This is a genomic window from Agrobacterium sp. GW821-FHT14E08 (genome assembly GCF_058803865.1).
This window is the reverse complement of sequence record NZ_JBXAPJ010000002.1, coordinates 537,462-553,464: the sequence shown is the minus strand read 5'-3', so window position 1 is coordinate 553,464 and position 16,003 is coordinate 537,462. Positions and strand designations below refer to the sequence as shown.

At 59.9% G+C, this 16,003-nt stretch carries 15 protein-coding genes; all 15 read left to right on the top strand.

Annotated features, from left to right (window positions below):
- The first annotated feature begins 31 nt into the window (after positions 1–31).
- The 15 genes from AC1ROR_RS11390 (at position 32) to lnt (ending at position 15,939) form a co-directional block, all read left to right on the top strand.
- A complete protein-coding gene (locus tag AC1ROR_RS11390; RefSeq protein WP_498589446.1) occupies positions 32–2,860 on the top strand; it encodes a [protein-PII] uridylyltransferase in 2,829 nt (942 codons plus the stop codon).
- A 4-nt stretch (positions 2,861–2,864) separates the two neighbouring features.
- A complete protein-coding gene (murJ, locus tag AC1ROR_RS11385) occupies positions 2,865–4,454 on the top strand; it encodes a murein biosynthesis integral membrane protein MurJ (protein ID WP_498589445.1) in 1,590 nt (529 codons plus the stop codon).
- Positions 4,454–4,858 carry a VOC family protein gene (locus tag AC1ROR_RS11380; protein ID WP_035219214.1) on the top strand — a complete coding sequence of 135 codons (405 nt, stop codon included), beginning with the start codon at positions 4,454–4,456 and terminating at the stop codon, positions 4,856–4,858. The genes murJ and AC1ROR_RS11380 overlap by 1 nt, the downstream gene beginning before the upstream one ends.
- A gap of 103 nt (positions 4,859–4,961) precedes the next feature.
- On the top strand, positions 4,962–6,026 hold the full coding sequence (trpS, locus tag AC1ROR_RS11375) for a tryptophan--tRNA ligase (RefSeq protein WP_035219211.1): 1,065 nt from the start codon (positions 4,962–4,964) through the stop codon (positions 6,024–6,026).
- A 114-nt stretch (positions 6,027–6,140) separates the two neighbouring features.
- Positions 6,141–6,632, top strand: coding sequence for a universal stress protein (locus AC1ROR_RS11370; RefSeq protein WP_498589444.1), 492 nt, complete (start codon positions 6,141–6,143; stop codon positions 6,630–6,632).
- A gap of 145 nt (positions 6,633–6,777) precedes the next feature.
- Positions 6,778–7,341, top strand: coding sequence for a NifU family protein (locus AC1ROR_RS11365; protein WP_020812436.1), 564 nt, complete (start codon positions 6,778–6,780; stop codon positions 7,339–7,341).
- A 21-nt stretch (positions 7,342–7,362) separates the two neighbouring features.
- Complete coding sequence (gene tsaB, locus AC1ROR_RS11360; RefSeq protein ID WP_498589443.1) at positions 7,363–8,031, top strand: tRNA (adenosine(37)-N6)-threonylcarbamoyltransferase complex dimerization subunit type 1 TsaB; 669 nt, start codon at positions 7,363–7,365, stop codon at positions 8,029–8,031.
- A gap of 52 nt (positions 8,032–8,083) precedes the next feature.
- Positions 8,084–8,578, top strand: a complete 495-nt coding sequence (locus AC1ROR_RS11355; RefSeq protein ID WP_035219205.1) for a GNAT family N-acetyltransferase — start codon at positions 8,084–8,086, stop codon at positions 8,576–8,578.
- Positions 8,579–8,648: 70 nt separating this feature from the next.
- Entirely contained in the window at positions 8,649–9,077 is a 429-nt protein-coding gene (locus tag AC1ROR_RS11350; RefSeq protein WP_035219202.1) for a Fur family transcriptional regulator, read from the top strand.
- Between the two features lie 30 nt (positions 9,078–9,107).
- Complete coding sequence (gene olsA, locus AC1ROR_RS11345; RefSeq protein WP_035219201.1) at positions 9,108–9,902, top strand: lyso-ornithine lipid O-acyltransferase; 795 nt, start codon at positions 9,108–9,110, stop codon at positions 9,900–9,902.
- Positions 9,903–9,967: 65 nt separating this feature from the next.
- Positions 9,968–11,371 carry a tRNA (N6-isopentenyl adenosine(37)-C2)-methylthiotransferase MiaB gene (gene miaB, locus AC1ROR_RS11340; RefSeq protein WP_498589442.1) on the top strand — a complete coding sequence of 468 codons (1,404 nt, stop codon included), beginning with the start codon at positions 9,968–9,970 and terminating at the stop codon, positions 11,369–11,371.
- A 40-nt stretch (positions 11,372–11,411) separates the two neighbouring features.
- A complete protein-coding gene (locus tag AC1ROR_RS11335; protein ID WP_035241524.1) occupies positions 11,412–12,467 on the top strand; it encodes a PhoH family protein in 1,056 nt (351 codons plus the stop codon).
- A gap of 10 nt (positions 12,468–12,477) precedes the next feature.
- Positions 12,478–12,984 carry an rRNA maturation RNase YbeY gene (gene ybeY, locus AC1ROR_RS11330; protein WP_498589441.1) on the top strand — a complete coding sequence of 169 codons (507 nt, stop codon included), beginning with the start codon at positions 12,478–12,480 and terminating at the stop codon, positions 12,982–12,984.
- A gap of 15 nt (positions 12,985–12,999) precedes the next feature.
- On the top strand, positions 13,000–14,139 hold the full coding sequence (locus tag AC1ROR_RS11325; protein ID WP_035219194.1) for a hemolysin family protein: 1,140 nt from the start codon (positions 13,000–13,002) through the stop codon (positions 14,137–14,139).
- A gap of 210 nt (positions 14,140–14,349) precedes the next feature.
- Positions 14,350–15,939 (top strand): apolipoprotein N-acyltransferase, encoded by a 1,590-nt coding sequence (gene lnt, locus AC1ROR_RS11320; RefSeq protein ID WP_498589440.1) that lies wholly within the window; start codon positions 14,350–14,352, stop codon positions 15,937–15,939.
- Positions 15,940–16,003: the final 64 nt, after the last annotated feature.

Genomic DNA, 16,003 nt, shown 5'->3' with positions numbered 1-16,003 from the left:
GATTTCCCACAGGACATGGATACCGGCATAGATGGCCATCAAGGACCTGGATTTTTCCGACATTCTCGATGTATCGGCGCTGAAGCGCGAATGCGACATCATCTTCAAGGAAGACGGCAAACGCATTGCCGATATTCGCTCCGATCTGCTGCCGATCTTTCGCAAGGCCAGCACGGAAGGCCGGGAAAAGGCTAGAGAATTATTAAAAGCCGATGGCAGCGGCATCGATTGCGCCAGACGCATTTCCTGGCTTCAGGATCGGCTGATCGAAATCCTCTATGATCTCGCCTGCCAATATGTCTATCCGAAAGACACACCGCAGATCGCGGTTGCCGCAGTCGGCGGTTACGGTCGCGGGACGCTGGCGCCTGGATCGGACATCGATCTCCTGTTCCTGCTGCCGGCCAAGAACACACCTGACATGCACAAGGCCGTGGAGTTCGTGCTCTACCTCCTCTGGGACCTCGGTTTCAAGGTCGGCCATGCCACCCGTACGGTGGATGAATGCATCCGCCTCTCCAAATCCGATATGACGATCCGCACCGCGATCCTGGAAGTGCGGGCGATCTGCGGCAAAAAATCCCTGACCGACGATCTGGAAAAACGCTTCGAGTCGGAAGTCGTCACCGGCACCGGTCCGGAATTCATCGCCGCAAAGCTCGCCGAGCGCGACCAGCGCCACCGTAAGGCGGGCGATACGCGTTATCTGGTGGAGCCGAACGTCAAGGAAGGCAAGGGTGGGTTGCGCGACCTGCATACGCTGTTCTGGATCGCCAAATATTATTATCACGTCCGCGATACGGCCGATCTGGTGAAGCTCGGCGTCCTGTCGCGGCGCGAACTCAGGCTGTTCGAAAAGGCCGATGATTTTCTCTGGGCCGTCCGTTGCCAGATGCATTTCATCACTAACAAGGCCGAAGAGCGCCTTTCCTTCGACATTCAGCGCGAAATCGCCGATGCGCTCGGTTATCAGCCGCGCCCCGGCCTTTCCGCCGTCGAACGCTTCATGAAGCATTATTTCCTCGTGGCGAAAGACGTAGGCGATCTGACCCGCATCGTCTGCGCCGCCCTTGAAGATCGGCAGGCGAAGGACGTGCCGGGTCTTTCCGGCGTTCTCAGCCGCTTCGCCCACCGTGTGCGCAAGATTCCCGGCTCGGTGGAATTCGTCGAGGATCGCGGCCGCATCGCGCTCGCCAAGCCCGATGTCTTCAAGAACGATCCGGTCAATCTGATCCGGCTGTTCCACATTGCCGATATCAACAATCTCGAACTGCATCCCGATGCGCTGCGTGTCGTCACGCGTTCGCTGTCGCTCATCAATGACGAGCTGCGGGAAAACGAAGAGGCAAACCGGCTTTTCCTGTCGATCCTGACGTCGCGGCGTGATCCGGCCCTGACGCTGCGCCGCATGAACGAGGCCGGCGTGCTCGGCAAGTTCATCCCCGAATTCGGCAAGATCGTCGCGATGATGCAGTTCAACATGTATCACCACTATACGGTGGATGAGCATCTGATCCGCTCCGTCGGCGTTCTGTCGGAAGTGGACAAGGGAACGGCCGTCGATGCCCATCCGCTTGCCAACCAGCTGATGCCGAGCGTCGAGGAACGCGAGGCGCTTTATGTCGCCGTGCTGTTGCACGATGTGGCAAAGGGCCGGCAGGAGGATCACTCGATTGCCGGCGCGCGCGTGGCCCGCAAGCTTTGCCAGCGTTTTCGCCTCACCGGCAAGCAGACCGAAACGGTGGTCTGGCTGATCGAGCAGCATCTCTTGATGTCCATGGTCGCCCAGACGCGCGATCTGCATGACCGTAAGACCATCACCGATTTTGCCGACAAGGTGCAGTCCATGGAGCGGCTGAAGATGCTGCTCATCCTGACGGTCTGCGATATCCGCGCCGTTGGTCCGGGTGTCTGGAACGGCTGGAAGGGGCAGCTGCTGCGTTCGCTTTATTACGAGACCGAACTGCTGCTGTCGGGCGGCTTCTCGGAGGTCTCCCGCAAGGAGCGCGCGCAGATCGCCCGGCAGGCGCTCTACGACGCACTCGACGACTGGGGCCAGAAGGCGCGGCGCAAATATACCAAGCTGCATTACGAGCCCTATCTGCTGACGGTGGCGCTGGAAGACCAGGTGCGCCACACCCGCTTCATCCGTGAGGCCGACAAGCAGGAAAAAGCGCTGTCGACCATGGTGCGTACCCATTCCTTCCATGCCATCACCGAAATCACCGTGCTGGCGCCGGACCATCCGCGTCTGCTGTCCATCATCACCGGCGCCTGTGCGGCGGCCGGCGCCAATATCGCCGATGCGCAGATTTTCACGACGTCCGACGGGCGGGCACTAGATACGATCCTGATCAACCGCGAATTTCCGATCGATGAGGATGAGACGCGGCGCGGCAACAATGTCGGCAAGCTCATCGAGGAGGTTCTCTCCGGCAAGCAGCGCCTGCCGGAAATGATCGCCACCCGCACCAAGAGCCGCAAGAAGAAAAGCGCCTTCACCATTCCCCCTTCCGTCACCATCTCGAATGGTTTGTCCAACAAGTTCACCGTTATCGAAGTCGAATGCCTCGACCGGCCCGGACTTCTGGCTGACATGACGGCTGTGATCGCCGACCTGTCGCTGGATATTCATTCCGCCCGCATCACCACCTTCGGCGAAAAGGTCATCGATACCTTCTATGTGACTGATCTCTTCGGCCAGAAGGTGACGAATGACAACCGGCAGGCCAGCATCGCCACGCGCCTGAAAGCCGTGATGAGCGAGCAGGAAGACGAATTGCGAGACCGTATGCCGAACGGCATCATCGCCCACCCAGACGTGGCGGCCCTGCCGGCCGCGCGCACGGCAAAGGCTTGAGATTATGAGCCTGATCGGCAAGTTCGCCACCGTCGGCACCGCCACGCTCGGCAGCCGCATTTTCGGCTTCCTGCGCGAAACCCTGATGGCAGCCGCTGTCGGCACCGGGCCGGTGGCGGATGCCTTCAATGCCGCTTTCCGTTTTCCCAATACCTTCCGGCGGCTGTTTGCCGAAGGTGCTTTCAACTCGGCCTTCGTGCCGCTTTTCGCCAAGGAAATCGAGGCGAACGGCATGGAGGGTGCGAGACGCTTTTCCGAGGAAGTCTTCGGCGTCCTGTTCACCGTGCTTCTGGCTCTGACGATCCTGATGGAACTGTCGATGCCGTTCATCGTGCGCACGGTGATCGCGCCGGGCTTTCTGGAAGACCCGGTGAAATTCGACAACACCGTCCATCTCGCCACCATCATGTTCCCCTATCTCGCCTGCATGTCTCTGGCGGCAATGATGGGCGGCATGCTGAACTCGTTGCATCGTTATTTCGCAGCCGCAATTGCTCCCGTTTTCCTCAACATCATCCTCATCGGCGTGCTCGCTTTGGCATGGTGGAAGAATTACGATCCACTTCAGGTAGGTTATGCGCTCTCCTGGGGCGTGATGGCGGCGGGTCTGGTGCAGCTTGCCATCGTCTGGATCGCCGTGCGCAATGCCGGCATGCGCATCGGTTTCCGCAGGCCGCGGCTGACGAAGAATGTGCAGCGCCTTCTGGTTCTAGCCCTGCCGGCAGCCATCACCGGCGGCATCACCCAGATCAATCTGCTGATCAACACCAATATCGCCTCTGCCGGCGAAGGCGTGATCTCGTCGCTTGCCTATGCGGACCGCATTTACCAGCTGCCGCTCGGCGTGGTCGGCATCGCGGTGGCCACCGTGCTTTTGCCGGAACTGGCGCGGGCGTTGCGCGGCGGGCATATGGTGGAGGCGGGAAGCCTGCAGAACCGCTCGGTCGAATTCGTACTGTTCCTGACATTGCCGGCTGCCGCAGCACTTCTCGTCATGGCGGAGCCTATCGTCCGTTTTCTTTATGAACGCGGCAACTTCTCGCCTTCGGCCACCATCACCGTCGCGCAAATCCTCGGTATCTATGGTCTTGGTCTGCCGGCTTTCGTGCTGATCAAGGCCTTCATTCCGGGCTTCTTCGCCCGCGAGGATACCCGCACGCCAATGATCTTCGCAGCGATTTCCGTCGTCGTGAACGTCTCCCTGGCGCTGACGCTGTTTCCGCGTCTTGGGGGCCCGGGCATCGCCATTGCCGAAATCACTGCCGGCTGGGTGAACGCCGCCCTGTTGTTCGGCATGCTTTTGTGGCGCGGTCACTGGCAGGTGGATATTCCGCTGCTCACCCGCATTCCGCGTTTGCTGCTGGCTGCGGCCTTGATGGCCGGTTTCGTGCATTATGCGCTGACCTATTTGACTTTCGAACTCTCTTCCGCCTCGTCCATTTTCGTGCGGGCTGGCACCATCATGGCTCTCGTCTTTGCGGCCATGCTGGTTTATTTCGTGCTCGCTTTCGTTTCCGGCGGTGCCGATATCGGCATGGTCAAGCGAGCCATCCGCAAGCGCGGCAAAAAGAACGTCGAAACGGAGGTGGGCTGATGTCCTTTGCCGAAAACCGCCGCATCGCGCTTGTTACGCTTGTCGTGGATAACTACGATCGGGCAAAAGCGTTTTATTGCAATGTTCTCGGGTTCGAGTGCCTGTCCGATCAGCCGCTTGGTGATGGCAAGCGATGGCTGGTGGTGAAACCTGAAGGCAGCGATGGCGGTGCCCTGCTGCTTGCCCAGGCGGATGGTGAGCCGCAGAGGCTTGCCATCGGCAACCAGACGGGCGGCCGTGTCGGGTTTTTCCTGCACACTGACAATTTTCAACGCGATTACGAGACCATGCTCGCCCGCGGCGTGCGCTTTCTGGAAGAACCGCGCCACGAGGTTTACGGCTCCGTTGCGGTCTTTGCCGACCCTTACGGAAATCGCTGGGATCTTCTGGAACCGCGCGGCTGACATGCCCTGAAACCGCTTGATTGCTGGGGGCTGCGGGTGCATAAGCGCGCGTGCAATTCCAACCATGGGGCGGGGCCCTCCACAAGCCTTTTCGAGGACGACAATGAACGCATTCAAGCCGCTGGTTTTCTCGGGCGTCCAGCCGACCGGCAATCTGCATCTCGGTAATTATCTCGGCGCCATCCGCAAATTCGTGGCGTTGCAGGAAGATAACGACTGCATCTATTGCGTCGTCGACATGCACGCCATCACCGCCCAGCTCGTTCATACGGACCTGAAGGCGCAGACCCGCTCGATTGCGGCCGCCTTCATCGCCGCCGGTATCGACCCCGTAAAACATATCGTCTTCAACCAGTCGGCCGTGCCGCAGCATGCGGAACTCGCATGGGTGTTCAACTGCGTGGCGCGCATCGGCTGGATGGAGCGCATGACCCAGTTCAAGGACAAGTCCGGCAAGAATGCCGAGCAGGTCTCGCTCGGCCTGCTGGCCTATCCGAGCCTGATGGCCGCCGACATCCTTGTCTATCGCGCCACGCATGTTCCCGTCGGTGATGACCAGAAGCAGCATCTGGAGCTCGCCCGCGATATCGCCCAGAAATTCAACATCGATTTCAGCGACCATATCCGCAAGGCCGGTCTCGGCCTCGATATCACAGTAGGCGATGAGCCGGTGCACGCCTATTTCCCGATGGTGGAGCCGCTGATCGGCGGCCCGGCGCCGCGCGTTATGTCGTTGAAGGACGGCACCAAGAAGATGTCGAAGTCCGACCCTTCCGATCTGTCGCGCATCAACCTGATGGATGATGTCGACGCGATCTCGAAGAAGATCAAGAAGGCAAAGACCGACCCGGACGCGTTGCCGAGCGAAGTGGAAGGCCTGAAGGGTCGCCCCGAGGCCGAAAACCTCGTCGGCATCTATGCCGCGCTGTCCGACAGGACCAAGGCGGATGTTCTTTCCGAATTCGGCGGACAGCAGTTCTCGGCCTTCAAGCCGGCTCTGGTCGAGCTTGCCGTCAATGTTCTGGCCCCCGTCAACAACGAGATGCGCCGCCTTCTCGATGACCCGACCCATATCGACGCCATTCTCAGCCAGGGCGGCGAGCGGGCTCGCGCGATCGCTGAGAAGACGATGAACGAGGTGCGCGATATCATCGGCTTCCTGCGCTGAGCACAGGCCGCCTGCGAACGACGGCAGGCGGTTTGCGCCTGCCGTGATTTGATATAATCTCCGCCCGAACCGTCGGGCGGTTTTTCGGATCACGGCGGACTTAGGGAGTGCGGAATGGTTTCAAAACGGCTGTCGCGTCTGGAAGGGCATCGTCGCAAATTTCTTGCCGTTATCGATGACACACCGGAATGCGAAAGGGCCGTGCACTATGCCGGCCGTCGCGCCAAGAACTCCAATGGCGGACTGGTCCTGCTTTACATGATCCCGGAAGGGGATTTCCAGCAATGGCTGGGTGTCGAACAGATCATGCGGGCCGAGGCGCGTGAGGAGGCGGAAGCCACGCTTGCCAAGATCGCCCAGAAGGTGCGCGAGACCATCGGCATCGAACCGGAGTCGGTCATTCGCGAAGGCAGCGCTACCGAGCAGATCCACGGGCTGGTCGAGGAAGACCGCGATATCGCCATTCTCGTTCTGGCAGCAGGCTCGACCAAGGACGGGCCGGGACCGCTGGTGTCCTCCATCGCCGGGCGCGGTGCAGCCTTTCCCATTCCGGTCACCGTGCTGCCGGATACGCTGTCGGACGAGGAAATCGACGCGCTCTGCTGATCCTGGTTTCGGGCAAGATCTTGGGGCTGACGATTTCTTGAATGTAATTATCATGTCAGGGCTTGAAGTACGGCTTCGCCGGGCGTATTTTTTGGAAGAATTCTAAATTGCGGGGCGTGAACGGCGACCTCGAAGGAGACAGACGATGTTCATTCAGACGGAAGCCACGCCGAACCCCACGACGTTGAAGTTCCTGCCGGGTAAGGTGGTGCTGGAAAGCGGCACGGCAGAGTTTCTCAACCCGTCGCAGGCGCAGGCTTCGCCGCTGGCGGAGCGCCTCTTCACCATTCCGGGTGTGACCGGCGTTTATTTCGGTTTCGATTTCATCACCGTCACCAAGGACGGTGCGGAATGGCAGCACCTGAAGCCTGCTATTCTGGGCTCGATCATGGAACACTTCATGTCCGGCCGCCCGATCATGGGCACGGCCGTTGCGGCCGAAGTGTCGGATGAGGAGGGCGAATTCTTCGAAGAGGGTGACGAAACCATCGTCGCCACCATCAAGGAGTTGCTGGATACCCGCGTCCGTCCCGCCGTGGCGCAGGACGGTGGCGACATCACCTTCCGCGGTTTCCGCGATGGTACTGTGTTCCTCAACATGAAGGGCGCCTGCTCGGGTTGCCCGTCCTCCACCGCCACGCTGAAGCATGGCGTTCAGAATTTGCTTCGCCATTTCGTGCCGGAAGTGCGCGAAGTCGAAGCGGTATGACATTGTAAGCCAGGCCACGCGATGATTGTTCTAGCACTCGACACGTCAGGTGTGGATTGTTCCGCCTGCGTTTATGACAGCGCCTCCGACAGGGTACTCGGCGAAGTGTGCGAAACAATCGGCAAGGGCCATGCCGAAAGGCTGATGGCCGTCATCGATGGTGCTCTGGAGCAGGCGCAACTGCCGCTCCAGAATGTCGAACGCATCGGTGTTACCATCGGTCCCGGGTCTTTCACCGGTATCCGTGTCGGTGTTGCCGCTGCGCGTGGCTTTGCCCTGTCCCTTGGCATTGAGGCCTTGGGTGTAACCACGCTGGAGACGCTTGCGCTGCATTACCTGCTTGCAAATCCCGGTCGGCCCGTGGCCGTCGGGCTGGATGCCAAGCGCGATGAAGCCTACCTCCAGACATTTTCGGCGGATGGATCGCCGCTTCGCGATGCCTCCCTCCTGTCTCTGGAGGACTCCAGACTGGCCATCGAAGGTTTCGATGGTGCCGTCATCGGCTCCGCTGCGCCTCTTTTCGCCGGGGCAGAGGCTGGTTCCGGACCGGATCATTTCCCGATTACCTCGGTGGCGCGCGCCGCCGCGCGCAAGCCGGCAGGCCAGCCGAAGCCTGCACCGCTTTATCTGCGCGGGCCGGATGCCCGGCCGCAGACCGGTTTTGCGCTGGCACGTCAGGGCGTTGCCTGATAGGGCATGGCTGAATGCCTGCGAATGATTCCCGTGATGCCTGATCCTTGCTATGTTTGATGATTATCTAAGCTGGAAGCCCTATTTCGAAATCGTGCCGATGCAGCATGAGGATTGCGGCGCGGTGGCGGAACTGCATGCGCTGCGCTTTCCGCGCCCCTGGAATGACGGCGAGTTCTCCGGCCTGTTGACGCAGGGGTCGGTTTTCGGTGCCGTCGCCCGTCAGACCAACGCATTTTTCAGCAGGCCGCTCGGTGGCTTCGTGCTGGCGCGCGAAGTGGCGGGCGAGGCGGAAATCCTCACTGTCGCCGTCGCCGACAAGTTCGGGCGCGCCGGCCTCGGCTGGCGTCTGATGCAGTCGGCCATTCGCGAAGCGATGATGCGCGGTGCGGAAACCATGTTCCTTGAGGTGGACAACAGCAACGCTTCCGCCCTTGGGCTTTATAAAAAGCTCGGCTTCAAGACAGTCGCGGAGCGCAAGGCCTATTATACCGCCAAGGATGGAACCAAGTCGACGGCGCTTGTCATGCGCCGCGATCTTCGCTAGTTCCCTGCGACAGGCATTTTTTCGGCGAAAGCCGCAAAATTCAACCGGAATACTCAAAAGGCCAGAAGACGTGATAGACCTTTCGAAAACGCTGGAGGAGCTTTGTGCCGAACGCGGCATGCGGATGACGGATCAGCGCCGCGTCATTGCCCGTGTCCTGCAGGAATCGGCCGACCATCCCGATGTCGAGGAACTTTACCGCCGTTCCTCCGCCGTGGACCCGCGCATCTCGATTTCCACCGTTTACAGAACGGTGAAGCTGTTCGAAGACGCCGGCATCATCGAGCGTCACGATTTTCGTGATGGCCGCTCGCGTTATGAGACGGTGCCCGAGGAACATCACGATCATCTGATCGATCTGAAGAACGGCGTCGTCATCGAATTTCATTCCGCCGAGATCGAGGCCCTCCAGGAGAAGATCGCCCGCGAACACGGCTTCAAGCTCGTGGATCACCGGCTCGAACTTTACGGCGTGCCGTTAAAGCCCGGCGAACGCTGAGACGCCGGTGAACAGACGGGCGTTCCAATCATGATGTGGCTCCGGACAGCCTATATCGCGGTCGTTCTTCTGATCGTCACGCTCATATTGCTGCCGCTGCAACTATTGGGCCTCGCCTTCGACTGGCGGCTTCGCCGCCGCATTCCACGCATCTGGCATCGCATCGCCTGCCGTGTTCTCGGCATTCGCGTGCATGTCCATGGTGATGTGGAGCGGGCAAAACCGCTGATGCTGGCGGTCAACCACGCCTCGTGGAAGGACATCCTCGTTCTCGGCAGCATTGCCGATGTCGTGTTCATCGCCAAGACGGAGGTGAGGGACTGGCCGGTTTTCGGCTGGCTCGCCCGGCTACAGAAAAGCATCTTCGTCCAGCGAGAACAGAAACGCAGCACCGGCGAGCAGGTTGGCGAGATTGCCAGCCGCATGGCCGATGGCGAGATCGTCGTCCTGTTCCCCGAAGGTACCACTTCGGACGGCAACCGCATGCTCGCCGTCAAATCCTCGCTTTTCGGCGCGGCCTCCACGGCGGCCGAGCAGGTCCCGGGCAAGCTGGTTTACGTGCAGCCGGTCGCCATCGCCTATACGCGGGTACACGGCATGGCCATGGGTCGTTATCATCGGATCATTGCCGCCTGGCCGGGCAGTATAACGCTGGTGCCGCATCTGCTTGGCGTCATCAGGGCAGGCGCCATCGATGTCGATGTGACCTTCGGTGACAGCGTTCCGTTCCACAGCACGGATAACCGCAAGCGCCTTGCGACCGATATCGCCGCTTCCATCCGTTCCATGCTGGCCTTCAGCCTGCGCGGTGGCTGGCGGAAATAGCGAGATCATAGCTTTTCCGGCATTTTTCTGTTTAATCTGGCCGTGAAAAACACTAGATAGCCGCCATGACCCAGGAAACCATCAGCCTCGACGCCCCCCAATCGATTGCCCGCGAGGGTTCGAACAGCCGCAAGGTTTTTATCAAGACCTACGGCTGTCAGATGAACGTCTACGATTCCGTTCGCATGAGCGATGCGCTGGCGAAGGATGGTTACGTTCAGACCGAGGATATGGGCGAGGCGGATCTGGTTCTGCTGAACACCTGTCACATCCGCGAAAAGGCGGCTGAAAAGGTCTATTCGGCGCTTGGCCGCCTGCGCGACATGAAAAAATCGCGCGAAGAGCAGGGCCGTGAATTCATGATCGGCGTTGCCGGCTGCGTGGCGCAGGCGGAAGGCGAGGAAATCCTTCGCCGTGCGCCAGCCGTCGATGTCGTCATCGGCCCCCAGACTTACCACCGCCTGCCGGAAGCGCTGAAGCGGGTACGCGGCGGCGAGCGGGTCATCGAGACGGAATATGCGGTTGAGGACAAGTTCGAGCATCTGCCGGTCGCCGAAAAGGCGACGCTGCGCACGCGTGGCGTGACGGCGTTTCTGACGGTGCAGGAAGGCTGCGACAAGTTCTGTACCTTCTGTGTCGTGCCCTATACGCGCGGTTCGGAAGTGTCGCGCCCCGTTCGCCAGATCGTCGATGAGGCGATGAAGCTGGTGGATGCCGGTGTGCGCGAGATCACGCTGCTCGGCCAGAACGTCAATGCCTGGCAGGGCGAAGGCCCGAAGGGCGAAAAATGGGGTCTGGCTGAGCTGCTTTACCGGCTGGCGGAAATTCCGGGTCTCGCCCGGCTTCGCTACACGACCAGCCATCCGCGTGACATGGATGATCGCCTGATCGGCGCGCATCGCGATCTGCGCATCCTGATGCCCTATCTGCATCTGCCGGTGCAATCCGGGTCAGATCGCATCCTGAAGGCGATGAACCGTCGTCATACGGGTGAGGAATATATCCAGCTTATCGAAAAAATCCGCGCCGCCCGCCCTGATATCGCCATGTCGGGGGACTTTATTGTCGGCTTCCCCGGTGAGACGGATCGCGATTTCGAAGATACAATGGCGATTGTCGAGCAGGTGAAATACGCGCAGGCCTTCTCTTTCAAATATTCCACCCGTCCCGGTACGCCGGGGGCTGACCTTACGGATCAGGTTGAGGAAGAGGTGAAGGCCGAGCGGCTGGAACGATTGCAGGCCCTGTTGCTGCGGCAGCAGAAGGAATTTGCGGAATCGCTGGTCGGAAAGACCATGGATGTGTTGCTGGAAAAGCCCGGCCGCATGCCTGAACAGTTGATAGGTCGCTCTCCCTGGCTGCAATCCGTGAATCTTGATGCAAAGACTTTGAAAATCGGTGACATTGTTCATGTACGAATCACCGCAACGGGTCCAAACAGCTTGTTTGCCGAGGTGGCAGGGAGTTAGAGTGAGGAGCCGACACTGATTGGGACAGGAGCCTGACCGCTTGAACGCACATGAATTGGTATCACCTTCATCGCGCCAGCCACGCCAAGCCGCGACCGACGCCAATCACTTCGTCCTCACGTTCGAGAATAACAGGATAGCGGGAGAGCTATTCGGTCAGTTCGATCAAAACCTCAAATTGCTGGAACAGCGCCTCAATATTGATGCGCGACCGCGCGGCAATTCGGTTGCCATCACCGGTGATGTGGTCGCCACCAATCAAGCCCGTCGCGCGCTGGATTTCCTTTACGAGCGCCTGCTCAAGGGCGGAACCGCTGAGGTTTCCGACGTGGAGGGTGCGATCCGCATGGCCATGGCGGCAGACGATCAGCTGACCTTGCCGACGATGGAACGCAAGGCGAAGATTTCCATGGCGCAGATTTCCACCCGCAAGAAGACCATCGCTGCCCGCACGCCGACGCAGGATGTCTATATGCGGGCGCTGGAACAGTCCGAGTTGGTTTTCGGCGTCGGCCCCGCCGGCACCGGTAAGACCTATCTTGCGGTGGCACATGCGGCTCAGCTTCTGGAGCGTGGTGCGGTCGACCGCATCATCCTCTCGCGCCCTGCCGTCGAGGCGGGCGAGCGCCTGGGCTTCCTGCCCGGCGACATGAAGGAAAAGGTCGATCCCTATCTGCGCCCGCTTTATGATGCGCTTTATGACATGATGCCGGGTGACAAGGTGGAACGCGCCATTCAGGCGGGCGTCATCGAAATCGCGCCGCTGGCCTTCATGCGCGGCCGCACGCTTGCCAACGCCGCGGTCATTCTCGACGAAGCCCAGAACACCACGACCATGCAGATGAAGATGTTCCTGACCCGTCTGGGCGAGAACGGCCGCATGATCGTGACGGGTGACCCGAGCCAGGTGGACCTGCCGCGCGGCGTGAAATCCGGTCTTGTCGAGGCCCTGCAAATCCTCACCGATGTGGAGGGCGTGTCAGTCGTGCGCTTCAAGGATGTCGACGTCGTGCGTCATCCGATGGTGGCGCGTATCGTCCGGGCCTATGAATCCCACACGGCGGTGCCGGATGAAAGCCTCGTGAAGGGCAGCTGACGTAAAGACAATGACAGCTCTGGATATTCAAATCAGCGTCGAGGCCGAAGGCTGGTCCTCGGAAGAGGACTTGGCTGCCTTTGCCACCAGGGTGCTGGATGCGGCGGTCGATTTTCTGAAGCGGGAAGAGGAACAACCCTTCCCGAAAATGCCGGTGGAGCTGTCGCTGGTCTTTACCGACGATGAAAATATTCGGGAAATCAATGCAGAGTGGCGCGACAAGGACAAGGCGACCAATGTCTTGTCTTTCCCCGCTTTTCCGCTGGAACCGGGCGGCATGCCCGGCCCGATGCTGGGCGATGTCGTCATCGCACGCGAGACGGTTGAGCGCGAGGCCCTTGAACTTGACAAGAGTTTCGAGGATCATCTGACCCATCTTCTCGTTCATGGTTTCCTGCATTTGTTTGGTTATGACCACCTGGACGAAGAAGAAGCGGAAGAAATGGAGTCGCTTGAGACTCGCATTTTGGCGGTGCTTGGCCTATCTGATCCTTACGCGGGACAGGAACCGCTTTGAATATTGTCTGGAGCCATGAACGAACATTCTGCACGACCTGCCAATGAGGGCAGAGAAAACGGCGAGCAGTCCTCCTCGGAGGAGGGCAGTAGTCATTTACGTCACGACCTCACTGCAAAGCCGAGATCGACGATCTGGTCGCGTATCGCGCGGTTACTGAAACCGTCACAAGGCGAGCGCCTGCGCGAGGATTTGACCGACGCGTTGATGGATGACACCGAAATCGGTGCCGCCTTTTCGCCCGAAGAGCGGGCGATGCTCAACAATATCCTGCGTTTCCGGGAAGTCCGGGTCGAAGATATCATGATCCCGCGGGTCGATATCGACGGTCTCGACCAGAACATGACGATTGGCGACGCCCTCATTCTTTTTGAAGAAACCGGACGCTCCCGCATGCCGGTTTATGACGAGACGCTGGATGATCCCAAGGGCATGATCCACATCCGCGATCTCCTGGCCTATGTCGCCAAGCAGGCCCGCAACAAACGCCGGGCGGGATCGCGAAGCGTTGCTTACGGCGAGACGAAAGCGACGCGTTCGCCGCGACCGAATTTCGACCTTGCCCGCGTCGATCTGGAACAGACGGTTGCCGATGCCGGGCTGGTGCGGAAAATCCTTTTTGCGCCGCCCTCGATGCTGGCCTCCGATCTCCTGAAGACCATGCAGGCGCAGCGGACGCAGCTCGCCCTCGTGATCGACGAATATGGCGGCACGGACGGCCTCGTCAGCCATGAGGACATCGTAGAGATGGTCGTGGGTGATATCGATGATGAGCACGACAAGGACGAGGCAATGTTCTCGCGCCTTTCCGCCGATGTGCTCGTGGCGGATGCCCGCGCCGAACTGACGGAGCTTGCCGAGGCGATTGGCCCGGAATTCGATGTCCGCGAACATCTGGAGGAAATCGATACGCTCGGTGGTCTCATCTTCTTCGCGCTCGGCCGCATTCCGGCCAAGGGTGAGGTGGTGAGAGCGGTACCGGGTTTCGAGTTCCAGATCCTCGATGCCGATACAAGGCGTATCAAGGGGGTCCGCATCGTCCGGGATCACGGCTCGGAAGGGCAGGATGATCGGGCTCCGGGCGAAGCCAATGAGGTGATTGCGCTGCCGGCGCCGGATGTTCGCCTCATCACGCACCAGCAGAACGTCGACTGAGCAAGGCAGACGGGGAGTTCTCCGTCGCCGCTACCTCAAAACTGCACCAATCCAACGGTTTGCGGGGCCAAAGCACTGTATGGTGTTGCTGCCGCCGCCGCTCCTGTGGACTGTGAATCTTTTTTCCTTTACGTCGGATCTGAGGGAAAATTTCTCGGCGCGGCCTTGCCGGGAACGGTCTTTTCCAGACGCGCATAAAACGGAGATGGTATGGAGCGTCTTGCAGGCAGGGTGATGCTGGCCGGTGGCGCAAGCCGGGCAGCGATGGCAATTGCCGCTGGCGCGGTCGGTGCACTGGCCTTGCCCCCGTTCGGCTTTTTCGCAGCGCTGTTTTTGTCGTTCACATTGCTTGTCTGGCTGATCGATGGCTGCACCGGCAAGCCGGGCGGCGGCATCTTCAGCCGTATCATGCCGGCTTTCGGCATTGGCTGGTGTTTTGGGCTGGGCTATTTCGTGGCGGGCCTGTGGTGGCTCGGCAATGCGCTCCTGCTGGAAGCCGACGAATTCGCCTGGGCGCTGCCGCTAGCCATCCTAGGCCTTCCGGCTTTTCTGGCGCTGTTTTACGGTTTTGCGGTTGCGATCGCCAATATCGTCTGGTCGGATGGTTTCGGCCGCATCGCGGCCCTTGCTGCCGCATTCGGCCTTTCCGAATGGCTGCGCAGCTTTCTCGCGACCGGCTTTCCGTGGAACGCTATCGGTTATGGCATCATGCCCGTGCCGATCATGATGCAGTCGGCGCATCTGCTGGGTCTTTTCGGCGTCACCACGCTTGCCGTTCTCATCTTTGCTGCTCCCGCCTTGATCGGTACGAAAAAAGGCATGTGGCCGGGCCTCATTGTGGCGGCTTCGCTGTTGGCTGGTCATTTCGGTTATGGTTTTTACCGTCTTCAGGCACCGGCCGAAACGCCGGCGGATGCGCTGACCGTCAGGATCGTGCAGCCCTCGATTGACCAGTCCCGCAAAATGCTGAACACCGACCGCGCGGAGATTTTTGCCGAGCATCTGCGACTGACAGGCCTGCCGCCCGGTGAAGGGAAAAAACGCCCCGACATCATTGTCTGGCCGGAGACCTCCGTACCGTTCATCCTGACGCAAAACCCGGACGCCCTGGCGGAAATTGCCAGGACACTGGAGGATGGGCAGGTCCTGTTCACCGGCGCAGTCAGAATGGAAGATCAGGGGGCAGGCAAGCCACCGCGCTATTACAATTCGGTCTATGCGATTGACAGTCAGGGTGAGATTATCGGCGCGACCGACAAGGTTCATCTCACACCCTTTGGCGAATATGTTCCCTTTGAAGGCATCCTGCGGGAATTCGGCATCGACAATGTCATCAGCCTGCCCGGCGGCTTCTCAGCGGCGTCTTCGCGCACGCCTTTGACGCTTCCTTCCGGCAAGACCTTCTATCCGCTGATTTGTTACGAGATCATTTTTCCGGGTGAGATGACGCCGGGCCTGAAGGGGGCGGCCGCGATCCTGAACGTGACCAATGATGGCTGGTTCGGCGATACGCCCGGCCCGTACCAGCATTTTCTGCAGGCCAGAGTTCGCGCCGTCGAAACGGGTGTGCCGGTGATTCGCGGGGCAAATACCGGAATTTCCGCCGTCATAGACCCCTATGGCCGCATTATCGCTGGATTGGACTACGGGCGGGTCGGAATTGTTGACGCCACTTTGAGTGGTGGGTCAAGCGACGCATTTACTTACGACATACATCGGACGTATTTCTGGTTGATTTTTTCAATCCTTTTGATGGTTGCGGTATCGACTGCCTGGAGTTTTGCGCGGCGCCAGAATTGACCAGCAACCCCCACAATTGCATAGTGAATACGTCAGTCGTAAAACAAGTTTGGACGCTGTCGAA